Source organism: Streptococcus sp. HMSC077D04 (assembly GCF_001808785.1).
Taxonomy (GTDB): domain Bacteria; phylum Bacillota; class Bacilli; order Lactobacillales; family Streptococcaceae; genus Streptococcus; species Streptococcus mitis_BX.
In genome coordinates this window covers 40858-57783 of sequence record NZ_KV794549.1, presented here as the reverse complement: position 1 = coordinate 57783, position 16926 = coordinate 40858, and the positions used below count along the sequence as shown (strand labels likewise).

Genomic DNA, 16926 nt, shown 5'->3' with positions numbered 1-16926 from the left:
AAAAAAAAGGGAGATGCTTAAATAACTTCATGTGACGCGAATGAACTGCGCCACAAAAGTTAGGTTTTTTCTGTCTAACTTTTGGGGTGCAGTTCAGAAGGGGTGTTTTTTCTATCGTTTTTTAGTGCTAAGACTACACAAAAAAGCCTTGATTCCAAGGCTTTTCCTGTTGTATGTAGATGCCCCCATGGATTTGGGAGACTATATCATCTTGAAAGTAATTAAAAAGTTGAAATATAAGTGATTTTAGGTATTTTCAATGTCATGATTTAAAAATGGGACAAAAGTGGGGCAAAAACCATACAGATTCTAAACTGTATGGTTCTTTTTTTATCTAACCAAGAAAGGTTAAAACTTATTAAAACAAATGCAATCAACTGTTGAAAACTTTTTAGTCCGTGTAATATAAAAACAAGTAAAAAGTTGAACTATAGGGAATATTGTGTCATAATAGGTAATAGATGAATAATTAATAGATTGGAAATAATGCTTTCTTACCTTAACAAGTTGAATTGGTTATACATTTTTTCGTCGCAATTGTGTCTATCTCTCGAGTTTAGCTAGTTTTTATAAGCTCTGGCTTCTAATCAATATAACAAATTTTAGAAGTGCATAAGACAAGATGGTGACATTACTACAGTCATTTCTAGTCACCATATGTTGCTGGCACAGGCTGTTTGTAGTGTTGGCTATTTACTAGTCAGTTTAATCGGAGTGTTTAATTTTTATTGTTGAAAGGTTTTTATATGGCGAAAATTCTATCTTTAGGTCTGACAGGTAAGAAATTACTTGCTCAGGGGTTCTTGTTTGTTCTGCTAGGTCTCATCTTGATGGTCACGGGGACTTGGTTGCCAGTAAAGGTTATTCGACTGGTTCTGTTTTTAGCTTGGATAGCAACGGTCTTAGATTTAGTATTACGTATTTTCAAAAAAAGTCAGTCAACGGACACCTTGGGAGTTGCACTGGTTAAATTGTTAGTGCTGGGATATTTGCTTGGCTCCAATCTTGCGACGGATGTGCCGATTTATATTTTGGCTCTTGTGATTGGAGTTTATCAGATTTTTCATGCTAGTATTAACCTTGTCACCTATGTTCTCTACCGCAAAAACAAAATTCGACCTCGTTTTCGTCTCTTACTAGATGGACTCGTACTAGTTTTTCTTGGTGGGACTAGTCTTTTGTCCTCTACAGGAAATTCTGTCTTTCAACTCTTTGTATTAGGGGCTTATTTTTTCCTTTATGGTGTGTCCAATATCCGTGATGGTTTCTTGTTTGAGGAGGAAATTGGGAAAAACCATCTCAAACGTCGCATTAGAATTAGCTTACCTATTGTCCTAGCCGCTCTCATCCCTGCAAGAACTTTAGCAAAAATCAACAAATTCATGCAGGAAAATGCTGATGAGAGAGAGGATATCCATCTTGGAATGGTGAAGTCTGGTAAGACAGCGGAGCTTGAAATTTTTGTTCATACAGCTGAGACCTCTCTGTTTTCGGCAATTGGTCATGTGGATATCTGCTATCAAGGCCGTGTTATTTCTTATGGCAACTATGATCCGTCTTCTGAGACCTTATTTGGCATGGTAGGAGATGGTGTCTTATATTTCTGTGATCGTGACAAGTACATTGACCTATGTAAACGTGAGAGTCAAAAAACGCTTTTTGGTTATGGGATAGATTTGACGCCTGAAATGGAAAAAGCAGTTCAGAAAAAGTTGGCTGAATTGAAACAACTGACGATTCCATGGGAGCCAAGTGCAGATAAAATCATGACAGGTGATGGTAAGGAAGACTACACCTACGCTTATAAAATCAGACATGAGACAGATGGGGAACTTTATAAATTTATCAAATCTAAGTTTAAATCCTACTTTGTCTTATCTACAAACTGTGTGCTCTTGGCTGATACCATAGTCGGTCAGGCTGGCACCGATATCCTCTCACCCAAAGGATTTATCGCTCCAGGAACTTACCAAGCCTACCTTAATCGAGAGTTTGAAAAACCAAATAGTATAGTCGTATCTAAACATGTTTATTAAGGAGAATTTATGAACTTAGTAAAAAAATACACCCCGTTAATACTTTTTATAGGGCTGGTTGCTCTTGTAATTCTGAATGCATCGAGCTTTATATCAGGAGCAATCTCTCTCTTTGATGTAATATCAACCTTGATTTATGGTGCTGTTATTGCTTTTGTGCTTAATGTTCCTATGAAAAAAATTGAACAGTACTTAGTTAAATTGAAGGTAAAGGCAGAGTTGCGTCGTCCGATTGCCATGGTACTTGTTTTCCTAGCTCTTATCTTAATCGTGATTGCTCTTTTGGTTTTGGTGCTGCCAACCCTAGCCCAGACTATTAGTCAGCTGGGAACAGTCCTTTCAACAGTCCTTACTCAACTTGGGAAATTGCTAGGCAGCTCGGAATTTGTAACCAAAGACATGTTGTCAACTATCGTATCAGGCATACAGGGACAATCTAGTTCTATTAGCCAAGCTTTGATAGGTTTTTTATCAGGTCTGACTAGTAATATCGGCAATATTTTTTCAAGTTTGATGAATGCCTTTTTGATTATAGTCTTCACCTTTTTATTTTTATCCAGTAAGGAACATCTGGCAGCGATGACGAGTCGACTTCTAAAAGTTATATTTCCAGAGAAAGTGGTGACAAGGTTGACATACATCGGACAAGTAGCACTAGAGACTTATGATCAATTTTTGATGAGTCAGCTGATTGAAGCAGTCATCATAGGAGTTATGATAGCGGTTGGCTACAGCCTGTTTGGACTACCTTATGGGGTAATGACAGGTATATTTGCAGGAGTACTGTCTTTCATTCCTTATGTTGGTCCTATGATTGCTAGTATTCTGGGAGCGATTTTTATCTTCACAGTGAGTCCTACTCAAGCCTTACTCTCTCTTCTTCTATATCAAGTTATACAGCTGATTGAAGGAAACCTTATTTATCCTAGAGTTGTAGGTCAGTCTATTGGTTTGCCAGCTATTTTCACGCTTGCGGCTGCTAGTATTGGAGGCAATCTCTTTGGCTTACTTGGGATGATATTCTTTACACCGATATTTGCTGTTATCTATCGATTGGTTAAGGAATTTGTCGTTGCAAAGGAAAATCAGCTAGATTAAGAAAAACTAAATTTAATAAGATATACTGAGAAGAGAGTGAGAGATTCTCTTCTCTTTTATTTTTAAATACTTTTCTACAAAAAGCTATTAGACGTTAAAAAAAGCCTTGGTTTCAAGGCTTATTTCTGTTGATTTAGATGTGCCCCCTGCAGGGCTCGAACCTGCGCCCCATAGCTTAAGAGTCTACTGCTCTACCAACTGAGCTAAGGAGGCAACAGAAAAAGCTGAGAATGTAACTTCCCAGCTATTTTAATATGCCCAAAATGGCAGCTAGATTATTTACGAAAGGCATCAAGGATATAGGTGAAACCAACAATTAAAAATGCAAAGGCAACGACATAAACGACAAAGACACTTGTAGCTACTGGATTGAACAAAATCACTAGACCTAGTAAAAATGCAAGCAACGCTATCCACATGATATGGTTGCCAATAATAGGGAAAATCAATCCCAGACGATTGCCTTTAAAGAAAGCTATAATGGCTTCTACAATTAACCAAATTCCTAAAATAGTTGGAATGACAACTGGTAGCGTCACAAAGCCATAGGCAACGAGGTAAAGAGCCAAGAGAAGATTAACAATCCCTTGGAAAAGATGAGCTGGTGAGCGAAGCTCTTTTGGTACAGAGAAATAGCCTAAAATAGCTGCTATAGAAGAAACCAGTAAACCAAATGCAATCCACCAGCTGTAAACAACAAGATTAGCTACTGGGTTTGTAAATAGGAAAAGTCCTAAAAGGACAAAAACAACTCCTGCAAGGAATAGCAGTAAACGATTAGAAAATTTCATTTCAATACCCCCTATATAGTATAGTATAGTTTGATAATAAAAATATTATACACCTTTTTAGAGGAAATGTCAATAAACAAAATGGAAAATTTGGAAGTTTCAGTCTGATTTATGAAAAGAAAATCAGTTTTTATTATTTTGAAAATAAAAAGAGAAGATAAAATTTGTCTTCTCTACATGAAAATATTGTATGGCATCAAAGCAAAAGTAACTGGCTTTACACTATTTGTTAAGATGTAATTTGGTTCAAAAAGAAAAGATAGATTTAAAAGTGGGGCAAATGATGAGGCAAATCAGTTATAGATAAGCAAAAAAGCCTTGGTTATCAAGGCTTTTCCTGTTGTATGTAGATGCCCCCTACAGGGATCGAACCTGTGACCCACGGATTAAGAGTCCGCTGCTCTGCCAGCTGAGCTAAGGAGGCGAAGAAAAAGCTGTATTGGTGCCGAAACTTCACGGTTTGTATTGAACCCGCGCAATTAAGCAGGTGGGCAACTCGCTCTAACTGAAGCTGTTTCCGTGTGAGACGGCCTACATGCTGTTAGAAGACTTTTGTTTCCCTAATAATACAAAAAATAGTCGGTCAACACTTAAGTGTGAAGTCGTACACCACAGCGTTTCTATGTTTATATGATACCACTTTTTCAAAAAAAATCAAGAGGAAAATGCAATTTTTTGAAAAGGATTTCAGATTTTTCGCAAACGGTCGATAGCTTCCTTTCTTTGAGCCAAAGCCCGTTCATATTTACCAGTATCTTCTGCTTGGAAATAGTGATGATTGCGAATTTTTTCTGGTAGATAGTCTTGCTTGACCCAATTTCCAGGATAGTTGTGTGGATAGAGATAGTCTTGGGCATTCCCCAGTTCCTTACTTCCACTGTAGTGACCATCACGCAGGTGTCGCGGAATAGGCAAGTGACCTGATGTTTTGAGGTCGGCAAGTGCCTTATCCATAGCCACATAGGCTGAGTTGGATTTTGGAGAAAGGGCCAAATCAATCACGACATTGGCAATGAGAATGCGGGCTTCTGGGAACCCAATCTTTTGGGCAGCATCCAGAGCAGTCACGGTATGAATCTGGGCTTCTGGATTGGCCAAGCCGATATCTTCATAGGCGATAACGGTCAAGCGACGCGCGAGACTAGGTAGATCACCAGCCTCAATCAAGCGGGCTGCGTAGTGGAGACTGGCATCGACATCCGAACCACGGATGGACTTTTGCAGGGCAGATAGAACGTCATAGTGACCATCTCCATCCTTGTCCATGGTAATGTAGCTCCGCTGCAGGCTATTTTCCATGATGTCTAGAGTGATATGGCGTATGCCCTCGTCATTTTCAGGGGTAGAGAGAACTGCCAAATCCAGCGAGTTAAAGGCAGAACGCAGGTCTCCGTTTGTAGAGGTTGCGATGAAATCCAGCGCATCCTCATCTAGTTCTACTGGAAAATCAAAACCACGCTCAGGGTTACTTAGAGCTATCTGAAGAGCCTCTTTGACGTCTTGGTTAGACAGAGGTTCCAACTCAAAAATTTGAACACGGCTACGAATGGCAGGAGTGACAGAAAAGAAAGGATTTTCGGTCGTAGCTCCAATCATAATGACCAGTCCACTTTCCAAGAGAGGCAAGAGGAAGTCTTGCTTGGTTTTATCTAGTCTATGAATTTCGTCAAGGAGTAGTACAAGTCCCCCTGAGAATTTAGCCTCTTCCGCGATTTCTTGCAGTCGTTTTTTACTATCAACTGTCGCATTGAAAGTTCGAAAGGCATACTTGGTCGTCCCTGCGATGGCAGAGGCAATACTGGTCTTGCCGATTCCTGGAGGTCCATAGAGAATCATGGAGGACAGGCGATTGGCTTCCACCATGCGGCGGATGATTTTTCCAGGTCCGACCAGATGTTCCTGACCGATGACCTGGTCGATGGTTTTAGGGCGCATGCGAAGCGCGAGATTGTCTGGCATAGCAGTCCTTTCTAACGTGGATTTTCTGATGTATATGTGGTAAGATGGTAGTATCTATTTTAGCATATTTCCGAGCAATCGGGGCGATTTAAGAGTCGCATAGAAAGAGGACAAAATGGCAACATATGGATTTTTAGATGTTTTAGAGGAAGAGTTGGAGAAGAATTTTCCCTTTGACTTTGAGATTAGTTGGGACAAGCGTAACCACGCGGTTGAAGTGAGTTTTCTATTGGAAGCGCAAAACGCTGCAGGTGTGGAGATGGTAGATGAAGACGGAGAGGTTTCGTCAGATGACATTCTCTTTGAAGAAGCAGTCCTTTTCTACAACCCTGCTAAGTCAACAGTCAATGAGGAAGACTATTTGACTGTCATTCCTTACCTACCTAAAAAAGGTTTTTCTCGTGAATTTTTAGCTTATTTTGCTCTATTCCTTAAAGACACTGCCGAGGTTGGACTAGATGCCCTCATGGACTTTTTGGAAGACCCAGAAGCAGAGGAATTCGTCATGGAATGGAACCAAGAAGTCTTTGAAGAAGGAAAAGTCGGCTTGGAAGAGGGAGAGTTTTATCCTTATCCGAGATACTAGAGACTAGCGAGGAAGTATATGAAGAAAATATATTACCAAAAAGATAAGACAAAGGTTGTTGCCATAGATACAAAAAAAATAACTACGCATTCTATATATGCAAAAGACTATATGGATGCACAACAAAAATTAAAAAATAAGCATGTACACTTATCAAATGGGATGGAAAGTCGTTTAAGTAAAATTTTTTCATCAAAAGAAACTAAATTTTCACGGATCAGTCAACTAAATGACTTAATTGGGCAATCATATGTAAAATTAGTAAATTTCTTAAAGAAAATTAGGGTAAAAGTACTTGGAATATTTGCGATTACGGGATTAGTAAATTATTTAACTTTAAGTTGGATGAAGACCAACATTTCTTATCTATCTCATATAAAAATTAATCATGCATCTAAAACTGATAATTTTATGAATTTACCGTTGATACTTACAATTTTTTGTATTCTATTTCTTTTGTTTCTTATCCCAAAGAAAAAATATAATGTTATATCAATGTTCGTTGCATTAGCTATAGATTTATTGTTCTTTTGGATAGATAAAGATTCATTTGTTAATTTTGACAGTAGTAGCTTTTATTTTTTGAAGATAGACAAGAGTGTACTAGAAAATACTTGCTTCTTGGTCCTTCTATTGGTTACAGTTTTTGTAGTATCACTTATAGTATATGATACTTTTGAGGCAATTTATAAATGGTTAGTCGGAACAAATAAAAGTATTGAAGCTCCTAAACTATCACTTATATGGGCAATCGTTGCTTTTCTCTTAGGATTACTTTTAAAATAGAAATGATGGTGAATTTATGAACTACTTTGAAGATTATGTGGAAAATCCAGTGAAATTAGGAATTATATTTATAATTGAGATTTTTATGTCTTGGTGGATATATGCATTTAAGCATAGCCCAAAAATTATTAGTATAAAGCAACAAAGATTAGGAGCGCTTCGTGAAGCGTTTGAAATTGTGCAAGTAGATGGGTATTATTTTCATTTGTTTTTAGGATTATTTTGGGCAATATCCCTTATATTTCTTATTTTTTGGGGGATTAAAGAACGAAAATATATAGCCTCTTTGATTTATATTGTATTCTTAATTATTTTTTGGGGTATATTTTGGGATCCAATTGTCACTACTTTTTTAACTATTTTAATCGCGGGAGGACTAATCTTACTATCTATGGATTCATAAATAGTCTATTTAATTTATATAAATCTTGCATTTCATAAGTGTGTAAAAAATTATTATAGTTAGTCACAATTGATTATATGTTCTTATGAACTAAAGAATATTTTAACAACGCTATGTCATTTATCTTTGTAAAGTATTACTTTAAGAATGAAGAAAGTTTATTTAAGTATGTTAAAGAAGAAGTCTTTTAAGAAGGAAAAGTTGGTTTGGAAGAGGTAGAATTTTATCCTTATCCGAGATATTAGGAGTTGGTTGGAGATTTTATGAAGAAAATTGGGATTTATTTGGTTTATGTGCTAGCTGTTGTCTTTATTATGCTGGCTTTTGCTTGTGGAACAATCGCATTTGCAGAGTTGGGGTATTCCGCAGTTTTAGTCTTTACTTTTGGTTATGCCTTTGCTCTTCTAAGTATGTATGTAATCTTTATTCTTCATGAGCTTGGTCATGCATTTTGTGGTTATTTGACAGGCTATCGTCTGGTGGCTTTTGGATTAGGGAACTTTCTTTTAACCAAAAAGTCAGGAAGGCTTCATCTTAGTCGAACAGCAGTTATAAAAAATGTTGGTGCTCAGTATATTGGTTTAAAAGAGAATGAAAGAGATCAAAGAACCATCTTGATGCTTTCAGGAGGCTTGATAGTTCACCTTTGCTTGATGTTATTGGCAACACTTTTTGGTTTTTTGACAACAAACTGGTATTTTGCAGGCACTTGGATTTGTCTAAATTTATCTCTTCTTCTATTCAATGCTCTGCCAGTTGGGATTACCGATGGAGCAAAAATTTGGGAATTACTACAACACCCTGAAAATACCAAATACGCCTACCTGATGTTGAGGCATTCTGCCCAGACCTTGCTAGCTCCTCAAGAATATGATTTAAAAGACTTTATCATGTCTGTTGATGAGGATGTGAGAGGAAGTTTTGCAGAAAGTGTTCAGAATCTTCAGGGATTGGTATTCATATTGGATGATAATATAGAGCTTGCAAAGCAACAGTTTCAGTCTGTGTTAGAGAAAACAGATAATCCAATGTCTAAAACTATTTCTCAATTATACCTTCTTCAAATTGCTCTAATAGAAGGAGATAATAAGAAAGCGGAAGAATATGCAAGTATTCGAGGAGTCAAATCTTTTTTATCTATAAAAACAGCAGATATGCAGATCATTCAAGCTTGGTATCAATTTAAGGTAAAGAAAGATGTAGTGCAAACTCACAAGGCTATGAAGATTGCTAGACATAAAATGAATAGCAGCCGGATGTTACGGGATGAGAAAAGCTATTATCAAAACTGGTTAGCCGAGCTGGAAAAAGAATTAACCGAAGGAGTCTAATATGGAAATAGAAATTTCTGATTTCACAGGCTGCAAGATTGCTTTGTTTTGTGGGGATAAGCTCTTGACTCTCTTACGCGATGATAAGGCAAGCATTCCCTGGCCCAATATGTGGGAACTGCCCGGTGGTGGACGCGAAGGTGATGAAAGTCCTTTTGAGTGCGCAGCGCGTGAAGTTTATGAAGAACTGGGAATTCATCTGACTGAGGATTGTCTGCTTTGGGCGAAGGTATATCCAAGTATGGTTTTTGCGGATAAACAATCCGTTTTTCTAGTTGGAAAGTTGACACAGGAGCAGTTTGACAGTATCGTATTTGGTGATGAAGGACAGGGCTATCAGCTCATGAATGTTGAGGAGTTTCTTAGTTCCAGTCAAGTTGTACCTCAGTTGCAAGAGAGATTAAAAGGTTATTTAAAAGTAAGTGATTAGAAAGGATGGTTCAGTTACATTTCTAAACTGAACCCGCCCTAAACACTGTGCCAAAAAGATAAATTTCACATAGACACAATCGTCTTCAGAGAATTTCCTATTTTGGTTTTGTGTTTTACGGGCTTGGTATCTTAATGATGGAAACATGGCAAGAGTTAAAAGTTACAGTCAAGCGTGAGGGGGAGGAATTGGTTTCCAATCTCTTAATCGAGTTGGGAGCGCAAGGTGTTGCGATCGAAGACAGTATGGACTATGTGGGGAATGTCGACCGTTTTGGAGAGATTTTCCCAGAGGTCGAGCAGCAAGAAGAAATCGTTGTGACAGCCTATTACCCTGATACGGTTGATGTAGCAACGGTTGAGGCAGATTTGCAGGCTCGTCTAGCAGAATTGACAGACTTTATGGATCTGGGTGAGGTCAAGATGGGGACGACTGCCTTGGCTGAGGAAGACTGGGCAGACAACTGGAAGAAATACTATGAACCAGCTCGCATTACTCATGATTTGACTATCGTGCCGTCTTGGACAGACTATGAGGCGACTGCGGGAGAAAAGATTATCAAGCTGGATCCTGGTATGGCCTTTGGAACTGGGACCCATCCAACCACTAAGATGAGCCTCTTTGCCTTAGAGCAGGTTCTCCGTGGTGGCGAAACGGTGCTGGATGTGGGGACTGGTTCAGGGGTTCTCTCTATTGCCAGCTCGCTGCTTGGTGCTAAGGAAATTTTTGCCTATGACCTAGATGATGTAGCAGTTCGTGTTGCTCAGGAAAATATTGAACTCAACCCAGGTATGGAAAACATCCATGTAGCTGCAGGAGACTTGCTTAAGGGTGTTGAGATTGAGGCAGATGTGATTGTAGCTAATATCTTGGCGGATATCCTTGTTCATTTGACACAGGATGCTTACCGCTTGGTCAAGGACGAAGGCTACCTCATCATGAGTGGGATTATCAAGGACAAGTGGGACATGGTGCGCGAGTCGGCTGAGTCAGCTGGATTTTTCCTTGAAACTCACATGGTTCAAGGGGAATGGAATGCCTGTGTTTTCAAGAAGACCAAGGATATCTCTGGTGTGATTGGAGGCTAGTATGCAACAGTATTTTGTCAAAGGCCGTGCTATCTCACCTGTTACCATCGAGGACAAGGAAACCAGCAAGCATATGTTTCAGGTCATGCGCTTGAAAGAAGATGATGAGGTTACTTTGGTCTTTGATGATGGTATCAAGCGCTTGGCGCGCGTCTTAGATGTGGAAGCTCGTCAGTTTGAGTTGGTTCAAGAATTAGCTGACAATGTGGAACTACCAGTCCAAGTGACCATAGCATCAGGTTTTCCCAAGGGGGACAAGCTGGAGTTTATCACTCAAAAAGTAACCGAGCTGGGGGCTAGCCAAATCTGGGCCTTTCCTGCCGATTGGTCCGTTGCTAAGTGGGATGGCAAGAAATTGGGTAAAAAGGTTGAAAAACTAGAAAAAATCGCCCTTGGAGCAGCAGAGCAAAGCAAGCGTAATCTGGTTCCAAGTATCCAGCTTTTTGAGAAAAAAGCAGATTTTCTAGCCCAACTTGACCAATTTGACCGCATCGTAGTGGCTTATGAAGAGTCGGCCAAAGAAGGTGAAGCCGCTGCGCTCTTACAAGCGGTCTCTGGTCTTGAAAAAGGACACAAATTGCTCTTTATCTTTGGTCCAGAAGGTGGCCTGTCACCTGCAGAAATCGAAAGTTTCGAAGCTAAAGGAGCAGTATTGGCAGGACTTGGTCCTCGTATTTTGCGAGCAGAAACAGCACCACTTTACGCTTTATCAGCTCTTAGTGTTTTATTAGAATTAGAGAAATAAGAGGAAGAAAATGGAACAAAAACACCGATCAGAATTTCCAGAGAAGGAACTTTGGGATTTAACAGCCCTATACCAAGACCGTGAGGATTTCTTACGTGCAATCGAGAAGGCTCGTGAAGACATCAACCAGTTTAGCCGTGATTACAAGGGCAATCTTCACACTTTTGAGGATTTCGAGAAGGCCTTTGCGGAATTGGAACAAATCTACATTCAGATGAGCCATATTGGTAACTATGGTTTTATGCCTCAGACGACAGATTATAGCAATGACGAATTTGCCAACATTGCCCAAGCTGGGATGGAATTTGAAACAGATGCCAGCGTAGCCTTGACCTTCTTTGACGATGCCTTGGTGGAAGCTGATGAGGAAGTTTTGGATCGTTTGGGTGAATTGCCACATTTAACAGCTGCCATTCGTCAGGCAAAAATCAAAAAAGCCCACTACCTAGGGGCTGATGTGGAGAAGGCCTTGACCAATCTCGGTGAAGTTTTCTACAGTCCACAGGATATTTACACTAAAATGCGAGCTGGGGACTTTGAAATGGCTGACTTTGAAGCCCATGGCAAGACCTACAAAAATAGCTTTGTTACCTATGAGAACTTCTACCAAAACCATGAGGACGCTGAAGTTCGTGAGAAATCTTTCCGTTCTTTCTCAGAGGGACTTCGTAAGCACCAAAATACTGCTGCAGCAGCCTATCTAGCCCAAGTCAAGTCTGAAAAACTACTGGCAGATATGAAGGGTTACGACTCAGTCTTTGATTATCTTCTGGCTGAACAAGAAGTAGACCGTGCCATGTTTGACCGTCAGATTGACCTCATCATGAAGGATTTTGCGCCAGTTGCTCAGAGATACCTCAAACATGTTGCCAAGGTGAATGGTCTTGAAAAGATGACTTTTGCAGACTGGAAATTGGACTTGGATAGCGCTCTTAATCCTCAAGTGACTATTGACGACGCCTATGATTTGGTCATGAAGTCGGTAGAACCTTTGGGGCAGGAATATTGTCAGGAAGTTGCTCGCTATCAAGAAGAGCGCTGGGTGGACTTTGCTGCTAATAGTGGCAAGGATTCTGGCGGTTATGCGGCGGATCCATATCGTGTCCACCCTTATGTCCTTATGAGCTGGACAGGTCGTTTGAGTGATGTCTATACCTTGATTCATGAGATTGGGCATTCTGGTCAGTTTATCTTTTCTGACAACCACCAAAGCTACTTCAATGCCCACATGTCGACCTACTATGTCGAAGCACCGTCAACTTTCAATGAATTGCTTCTCAGTGATTACTTGGAACACCAATCTGACGACCCACGTCAAAAACGCTTCGCTCTTGCTCACCGCTTGACAGATACCTACTTCCATAACTTTATTACCCACCTTTTGGAAGCAGCCTTTCAACGCAAGGTTTACACACTGATTGAAGAAGGGGAAACCTTTGGAGCAAGCAAGCTCAACAGCATTATGAAGGAAGTCTTGACGAATTTCTGGGGAGATGCCATTGAGATTGACGACGATGCGGCTCTGACTTGGATGCGCCAAGCTCACTACTACATGGGCTTGTATAGCTACACTTACTCTGCTGGTCTTGTTATCTCGACTGCGGGTTACCTCCATCTGAAAAATTCAGAAACTGGAGCCGAAGACTGGCTCAATCTCCTCAAATCAGGTGGTAGTAAGACACCGCTTGAGTCAGCCATGATTATCGGAGCAGATATTTCAACAGACAAACCACTTCGTGATACCATTCAGTTCTTGTCAGATACAGTTGCCCAGATTATTGCCTACAGTGCTGAGTTGGGAAAGTAGGGGAATAGAGAGATTGTTCTAGAATGATGTTTATGGGCTTGTGAAGCGTCATTATACTTGGCTTAGCTGTGGCTATTTTCAAACATGCCGTTGAAGGTCGTGATGTTAAATTTGAACTTGCTGTAGACCTGGTATTGATAGTTATTTACTTCATTTTCTATCAGATTGTATTTAATCGAGAGAGCAAGCTATAAAGAAAATTGAATCTATTTATGGCTAGAGAAGATTATTTGTAAAATATAAATAATATGATTTGTATAGATCAGGTAAATATTTTAAAGAAAGGGTGATTTTATGAAAAAGGAACAAGTGTTGATTGGTTTGGGCGTTGCAACTGCAATGGTAACTGCTTTTAATGGTCATGCACAAGCTGATGAGGTTGTAAATAAACATTCGACTAAGTCAACTGTTAACCAATCAGAAACTAAAAAGGATGCTGATGTTTCAGAATCTGATGTAAAAAAAGCAGAAGTAAAACTGAATCAAACAATTGAGGAAGAAAAAAATGCTCAGAAGCTTGTTGATAAAATGCAACAAGAGCATACATCTACTGTCACAAATAAGAACAAAGCTGATGATGCTTTGAAACAAGCACAAGAATTTGCTAAACAAGCTAGTCCTGAAAAAATTAAAAATGTAGAAAAGGATCTTGTAGCCAAACAAGTAACTGTCAAGAAAGCTGAAGATAGGTTGGCAGGGGCAAAACAAGATGAGAAACAAGCCCAAGCAAGTGTTGAAAAACAAGAAACAGCTGTTAATAAGGCAAAAGCGCAAGTTAATCAGCGAGCAGTTGATGTAAAAAAAGCACAAAATAAAGTAACAGAAGCAGAGAAAACTTTTGATTGGAATACACTACGCGAGATTCAACAAGAAACTGAGAAATTGGATGCGAAAGTGAAAGCCAACCAAAATAAAGTAAGTTCTTTAGCGAGTTCAGTATCAAAAACAGAGCAAGAACGAAAAGCGCTTATAGAAAGAGGAAATAAGACACGTTCTACTCTTGAAAAGAATTTAAAATCTGCTGGGGATGAGTTCCATACAGTAACGGTTTCTCATGAGATTAAATCAAATTCTGTTAGTGAAAGTGAGTCTAAGACTCCTCCACTTGATGAAAAAACTTTCGTAGGAAGAGATGGTAAGACCAATTATGTTGCTGCGAACGAAGATGTGAATTTTAGTGGTGAAAGAACAGAAACAATTGTTGTAAAATCTAAGGATGATATCCATACTCCTCATGTGGTTGATTATAAGAAAGTTTCTGAATACGTTCGTAACTACTTAATCGAGTTGCGGAGAATAAATGGCATTGATATTCCAGTGCCACCTGTGACTGAAAAGGCTTTGAAATATGGAAAAGCTAGGGCAGATGAAATGGTGGCAAATGATAAACTGTCACATGATACAAAACTAAAAAATCAAGATTTTGGTTTTAAGGATGCAACAGAAAATGCTACAGCTGGTTCAGTTCCAGAAAAGAGTCGATTGAGTGAAAAAGAACTTGCTTATAAAGAGCTTCTATCTTACTTTAATGATTATAGTAATGCATCATTATATGGTGCATCAACTCCGAAAGAAGCAAATACTTTTAACTATGGCCATAGAATTCCCTTGCTTGCTGCATCAGGGACTGGATTTGCTCTTGGAGCATCGTCAAGTAAAAAAACAACTTTTGGAAATTATGGTGTAATGACTTTCATTAGTGAAGCAAAAGGTGTTTATGATACATTACCAACAGTGATTAGCCCATCTGAAAAAAGAAGCTATGTTTATAATGGTAAGACCTATTATTATAATCCAAGCAGTTCATATTTTTTAGCCAGAGCAGAAAATAAAGATGGTGATCCAGACCATAGTGAATTTTATTTTAACGGTAAACGTGTAAAATTTTTACCGAAGACAACTTTCCGTTATGTTTGGAATGAAATCACACATCCTAAAAATCCAGCTTATACAAAAGCTAAAGAGGCTCTGGATAGTTTCAATCGAAAACAAAAAAACGAAGAAACTTTAATGAGGGATAAAATTTCATCACTAAACAAAAATCTTACAATTGCTAAAACAACATTGAATACAGATCAAAAAAATCTGGATAAAACTAAAAAATGTCTTGCAGACTTAACAAAACAAAATCAGTCTAAGTTAAACGTTTTAAAATCTGCTCAATCTGAGTTGAGTAAACAACAAACTGCGTTAAATATTGCTAAATCTGAACTTTCGAAGCAAGAATCTCAATTAAATCGATTGAAAGCAATCAAAAATAATAAATCTCATGCTAGTAAGAATGCGGAACAGTCATTAGTCAATGCTAAAAATGATTTGTTGAAGGCGAAACAACATGTCCTTGCTCTCAAAAATGCTCCAAGAAAACTCGAGGAAGCTAAAAAAAGTTTGATGATCGCTAAACAGAAGCTTGAGGAATTTAAAAAAGCACTTGAAAATGCAAATGCTAAACTAAAAAATGCAAAAGTTAAAAAGGAAAATGCTAAGAAAGAATACATCAAAGTATCTGAAGCATTAAAAGTAAGACTTGCTTCCAAAGGAAGTTGGATTCAATCATCTGGTCGTTGGTGGTATAGACATAACAATGGTTCCTATACATCCAATGGATGGGAACTAATTAATGGAAAATGGTATCATTTTGATCGCTCGGGCTGGATGCAGACTGGATGGGTTCAATCAGGTAGTTCGTGGTATTATCTCAGTGGTTCAGGGGATATGCAAACAGGATGGGTCAAATCAAGTGGCTCATGGTACTATTTGAATAACTCAGGCTCTATGCAAACAGGATGGTTCGCTGTTTCAGGGAAATGGTATTATGCTTACAGTTCTGGTGCTTTAGCAGTCAATACAACTACACCTGATGGATATCATGTCAATTACAATGGGGAATGGATTAAATAGAGAGTTCTGTGCTTTTTAAAAAGATTAATATAAACTCCTATTTTATTCAGTATAGTATAACCATCAAATATAGAGATTTACAACTAATTGCAATACATTAAAAATATACAATTTTTGAAAACAGTATTGCAACTGATACGAAATTTCCAATCAATTTTCTTGAAACCCTTTCCCTCTTTTGATAGACTAGTATCTAGTTTTGAAAAAAGGAGAAAGAGAATGAAAAAATTTGTCGCTGAGTTAATCGGTACGTTCATGCTTGTGTTCATTGGGACAGGAGCCGTTGTTTTTGGAAATGGCCTTGGTCACCTAGGGATTGCCTTTGCCTTTGGTCTGGCAATCGTGGTTGCAGCTTTCTCAATCGGAACTGTTTCAGGGGCTCACTTGAACCCAGCTGTTTCGATTGCTATGTTTGTAAACAAACGCTTGTCATCAAAAGACCTTGTCAACTACATCCTTGGACAAGTTGTTGGAGCCTTCATCGCTTCTGGCGCGGTATTCTTCCTCTTGGCTAACTCAGGTATGTCAACTGATAGTCTTGGTGAAAATGCCTTGGCAAACGGTGTCACTGTCTTTGGTGGTTTCTTGTTTGAAGTAATCGCAACTTTCTTGTTTGTCTTGGTTATCATGACTGTGACATCAGCAAGCAAGGGCAATGGCGCGATTGCTGGTTTGGTAATTGGTTTGTCCTTGATGGCGATGATTCTTGTGGGATTGAACATTACTGGACTTTCAGTAAACCCAGCTCGTAGCTTGGCACCAGCTGTTTTGGTAGGTGGTGCAGCCCTTCAACAAGTTTGGATTTTCATCCTTGCACCAATCGTTGGTGGAGTTCTTGCAGCCCTCGTTGCAAAAAACTTCCTTGGAACAGAAGAATAATTGAAACTTAAAAAGCCTTGCTCCTCATTTTGAGGAACAGGGCTTTTTCGTATGATACTCTTCGAAAATCTCTTCAAACCACGTCA

General features: G+C 38.9%; 13 protein-coding genes, 2 tRNA genes and 1 pseudogene. 12 read left to right on the top strand and 4 right to left on the bottom strand.

Annotated features, from left to right (window positions below):
* The first annotated feature begins 746 nt into the window (after positions 1-746).
* Positions 747-2036, top strand: coding sequence for a membrane protein (locus HMPREF2701_RS10145; RefSeq protein WP_001062783.1), 1290 nt, complete (start codon positions 747-749; stop codon positions 2034-2036).
* A 9-nt stretch (positions 2037-2045) separates the two neighbouring features.
* Positions 2046-3134 (top strand): AI-2E family transporter, encoded by a 1089-nt coding sequence (locus tag HMPREF2701_RS10140; protein WP_070482996.1) that lies wholly within the window; start codon positions 2046-2048, stop codon positions 3132-3134.
* 140 nt (positions 3135-3274) lie between these two features.
* On the opposite strand, the gene HMPREF2701_RS10135 is transcribed toward HMPREF2701_RS10140, so the two are convergent.
* The 4 genes from HMPREF2701_RS10135 to HMPREF2701_RS10120 form a co-directional block, all read right to left on the bottom strand.
* Positions 3275-3347 (bottom strand) — tRNA-Lys (locus HMPREF2701_RS10135).
* A gap of 62 nt (positions 3348-3409) precedes the next feature.
* Positions 3410-3925, bottom strand: a complete 516-nt coding sequence (locus tag HMPREF2701_RS10130) for a DUF308 domain-containing protein (RefSeq protein WP_033681462.1) — start codon at positions 3923-3925, stop codon at positions 3410-3412.
* Between the two features lie 351 nt (positions 3926-4276).
* Positions 4277-4349, bottom strand: a tRNA-Lys gene (locus HMPREF2701_RS10125).
* Between the two features lie 263 nt (positions 4350-4612).
* Complete coding sequence (locus HMPREF2701_RS10120; RefSeq protein WP_070482993.1) at positions 4613-5884, bottom strand: replication-associated recombination protein A; 1272 nt, start codon at positions 5882-5884, stop codon at positions 4613-4615.
* A gap of 115 nt (positions 5885-5999) precedes the next feature.
* Between HMPREF2701_RS10120 and HMPREF2701_RS10115 the strand changes: the two genes are divergently transcribed.
* From HMPREF2701_RS10115 to HMPREF2701_RS10070, 10 genes and pseudogenes are all read left to right on the top strand, one after another.
* Entirely contained in the window at positions 6000-6470 is a 471-nt protein-coding gene (locus HMPREF2701_RS10115; RefSeq protein WP_000257122.1) for a DUF3013 family protein, read from the top strand.
* An 18-nt stretch (positions 6471-6488) separates the two neighbouring features.
* Positions 6489-7256 (top strand): hypothetical protein, encoded by a 768-nt coding sequence (locus HMPREF2701_RS10110; protein ID WP_070482990.1) that lies wholly within the window; start codon positions 6489-6491, stop codon positions 7254-7256.
* Between the two features lie 16 nt (positions 7257-7272).
* A complete protein-coding gene (locus HMPREF2701_RS10105; protein WP_061590397.1) occupies positions 7273-7659 on the top strand; it encodes a hypothetical protein in 387 nt (128 codons plus the stop codon).
* Between the two features lie 263 nt (positions 7660-7922).
* Complete coding sequence (locus HMPREF2701_RS10100; protein ID WP_061590396.1) at positions 7923-8990, top strand: M50 family metallopeptidase; 1068 nt, start codon at positions 7923-7925, stop codon at positions 8988-8990.
* 1 nt (position 8991) lies between these two features.
* Positions 8992-9420 (top strand): NUDIX hydrolase, encoded by a 429-nt coding sequence (locus HMPREF2701_RS10095; RefSeq protein WP_061590395.1) that lies wholly within the window; start codon positions 8992-8994, stop codon positions 9418-9420.
* 137 nt (positions 9421-9557) lie between these two features.
* Complete coding sequence (gene prmA / locus HMPREF2701_RS10090) at positions 9558-10508, top strand: 50S ribosomal protein L11 methyltransferase (protein ID WP_081109306.1); 951 nt, start codon at positions 9558-9560, stop codon at positions 10506-10508.
* 1 nt (position 10509) lies between these two features.
* A complete protein-coding gene (locus tag HMPREF2701_RS10085) occupies positions 10510-11253 on the top strand; it encodes a 16S rRNA (uracil(1498)-N(3))-methyltransferase (protein ID WP_070482987.1) in 744 nt (247 codons plus the stop codon).
* 10 nt (positions 11254-11263) lie between these two features.
* The gene (pepF, locus tag HMPREF2701_RS10080; protein WP_061590392.1) at positions 11264-13060 is read left to right on the top strand and encodes an oligoendopeptidase F; all 1797 of its coding nucleotides are present in this window, start codon (positions 11264-11266) and stop codon (positions 13058-13060) included.
* Positions 13061-15601: 2541 nt separating this feature from the next.
* A pseudogene (locus HMPREF2701_RS10075) lies at positions 15602-15961 on the top strand (hypothetical protein); the annotation flags it as partial.
* A 219-nt stretch (positions 15962-16180) separates the two neighbouring features.
* Entirely contained in the window at positions 16181-16840 is a 660-nt protein-coding gene (locus HMPREF2701_RS10070) for an MIP/aquaporin family protein (RefSeq protein WP_049551721.1), read from the top strand.
* The last annotated feature ends 86 nt before the right edge of the window (positions 16841-16926 follow it).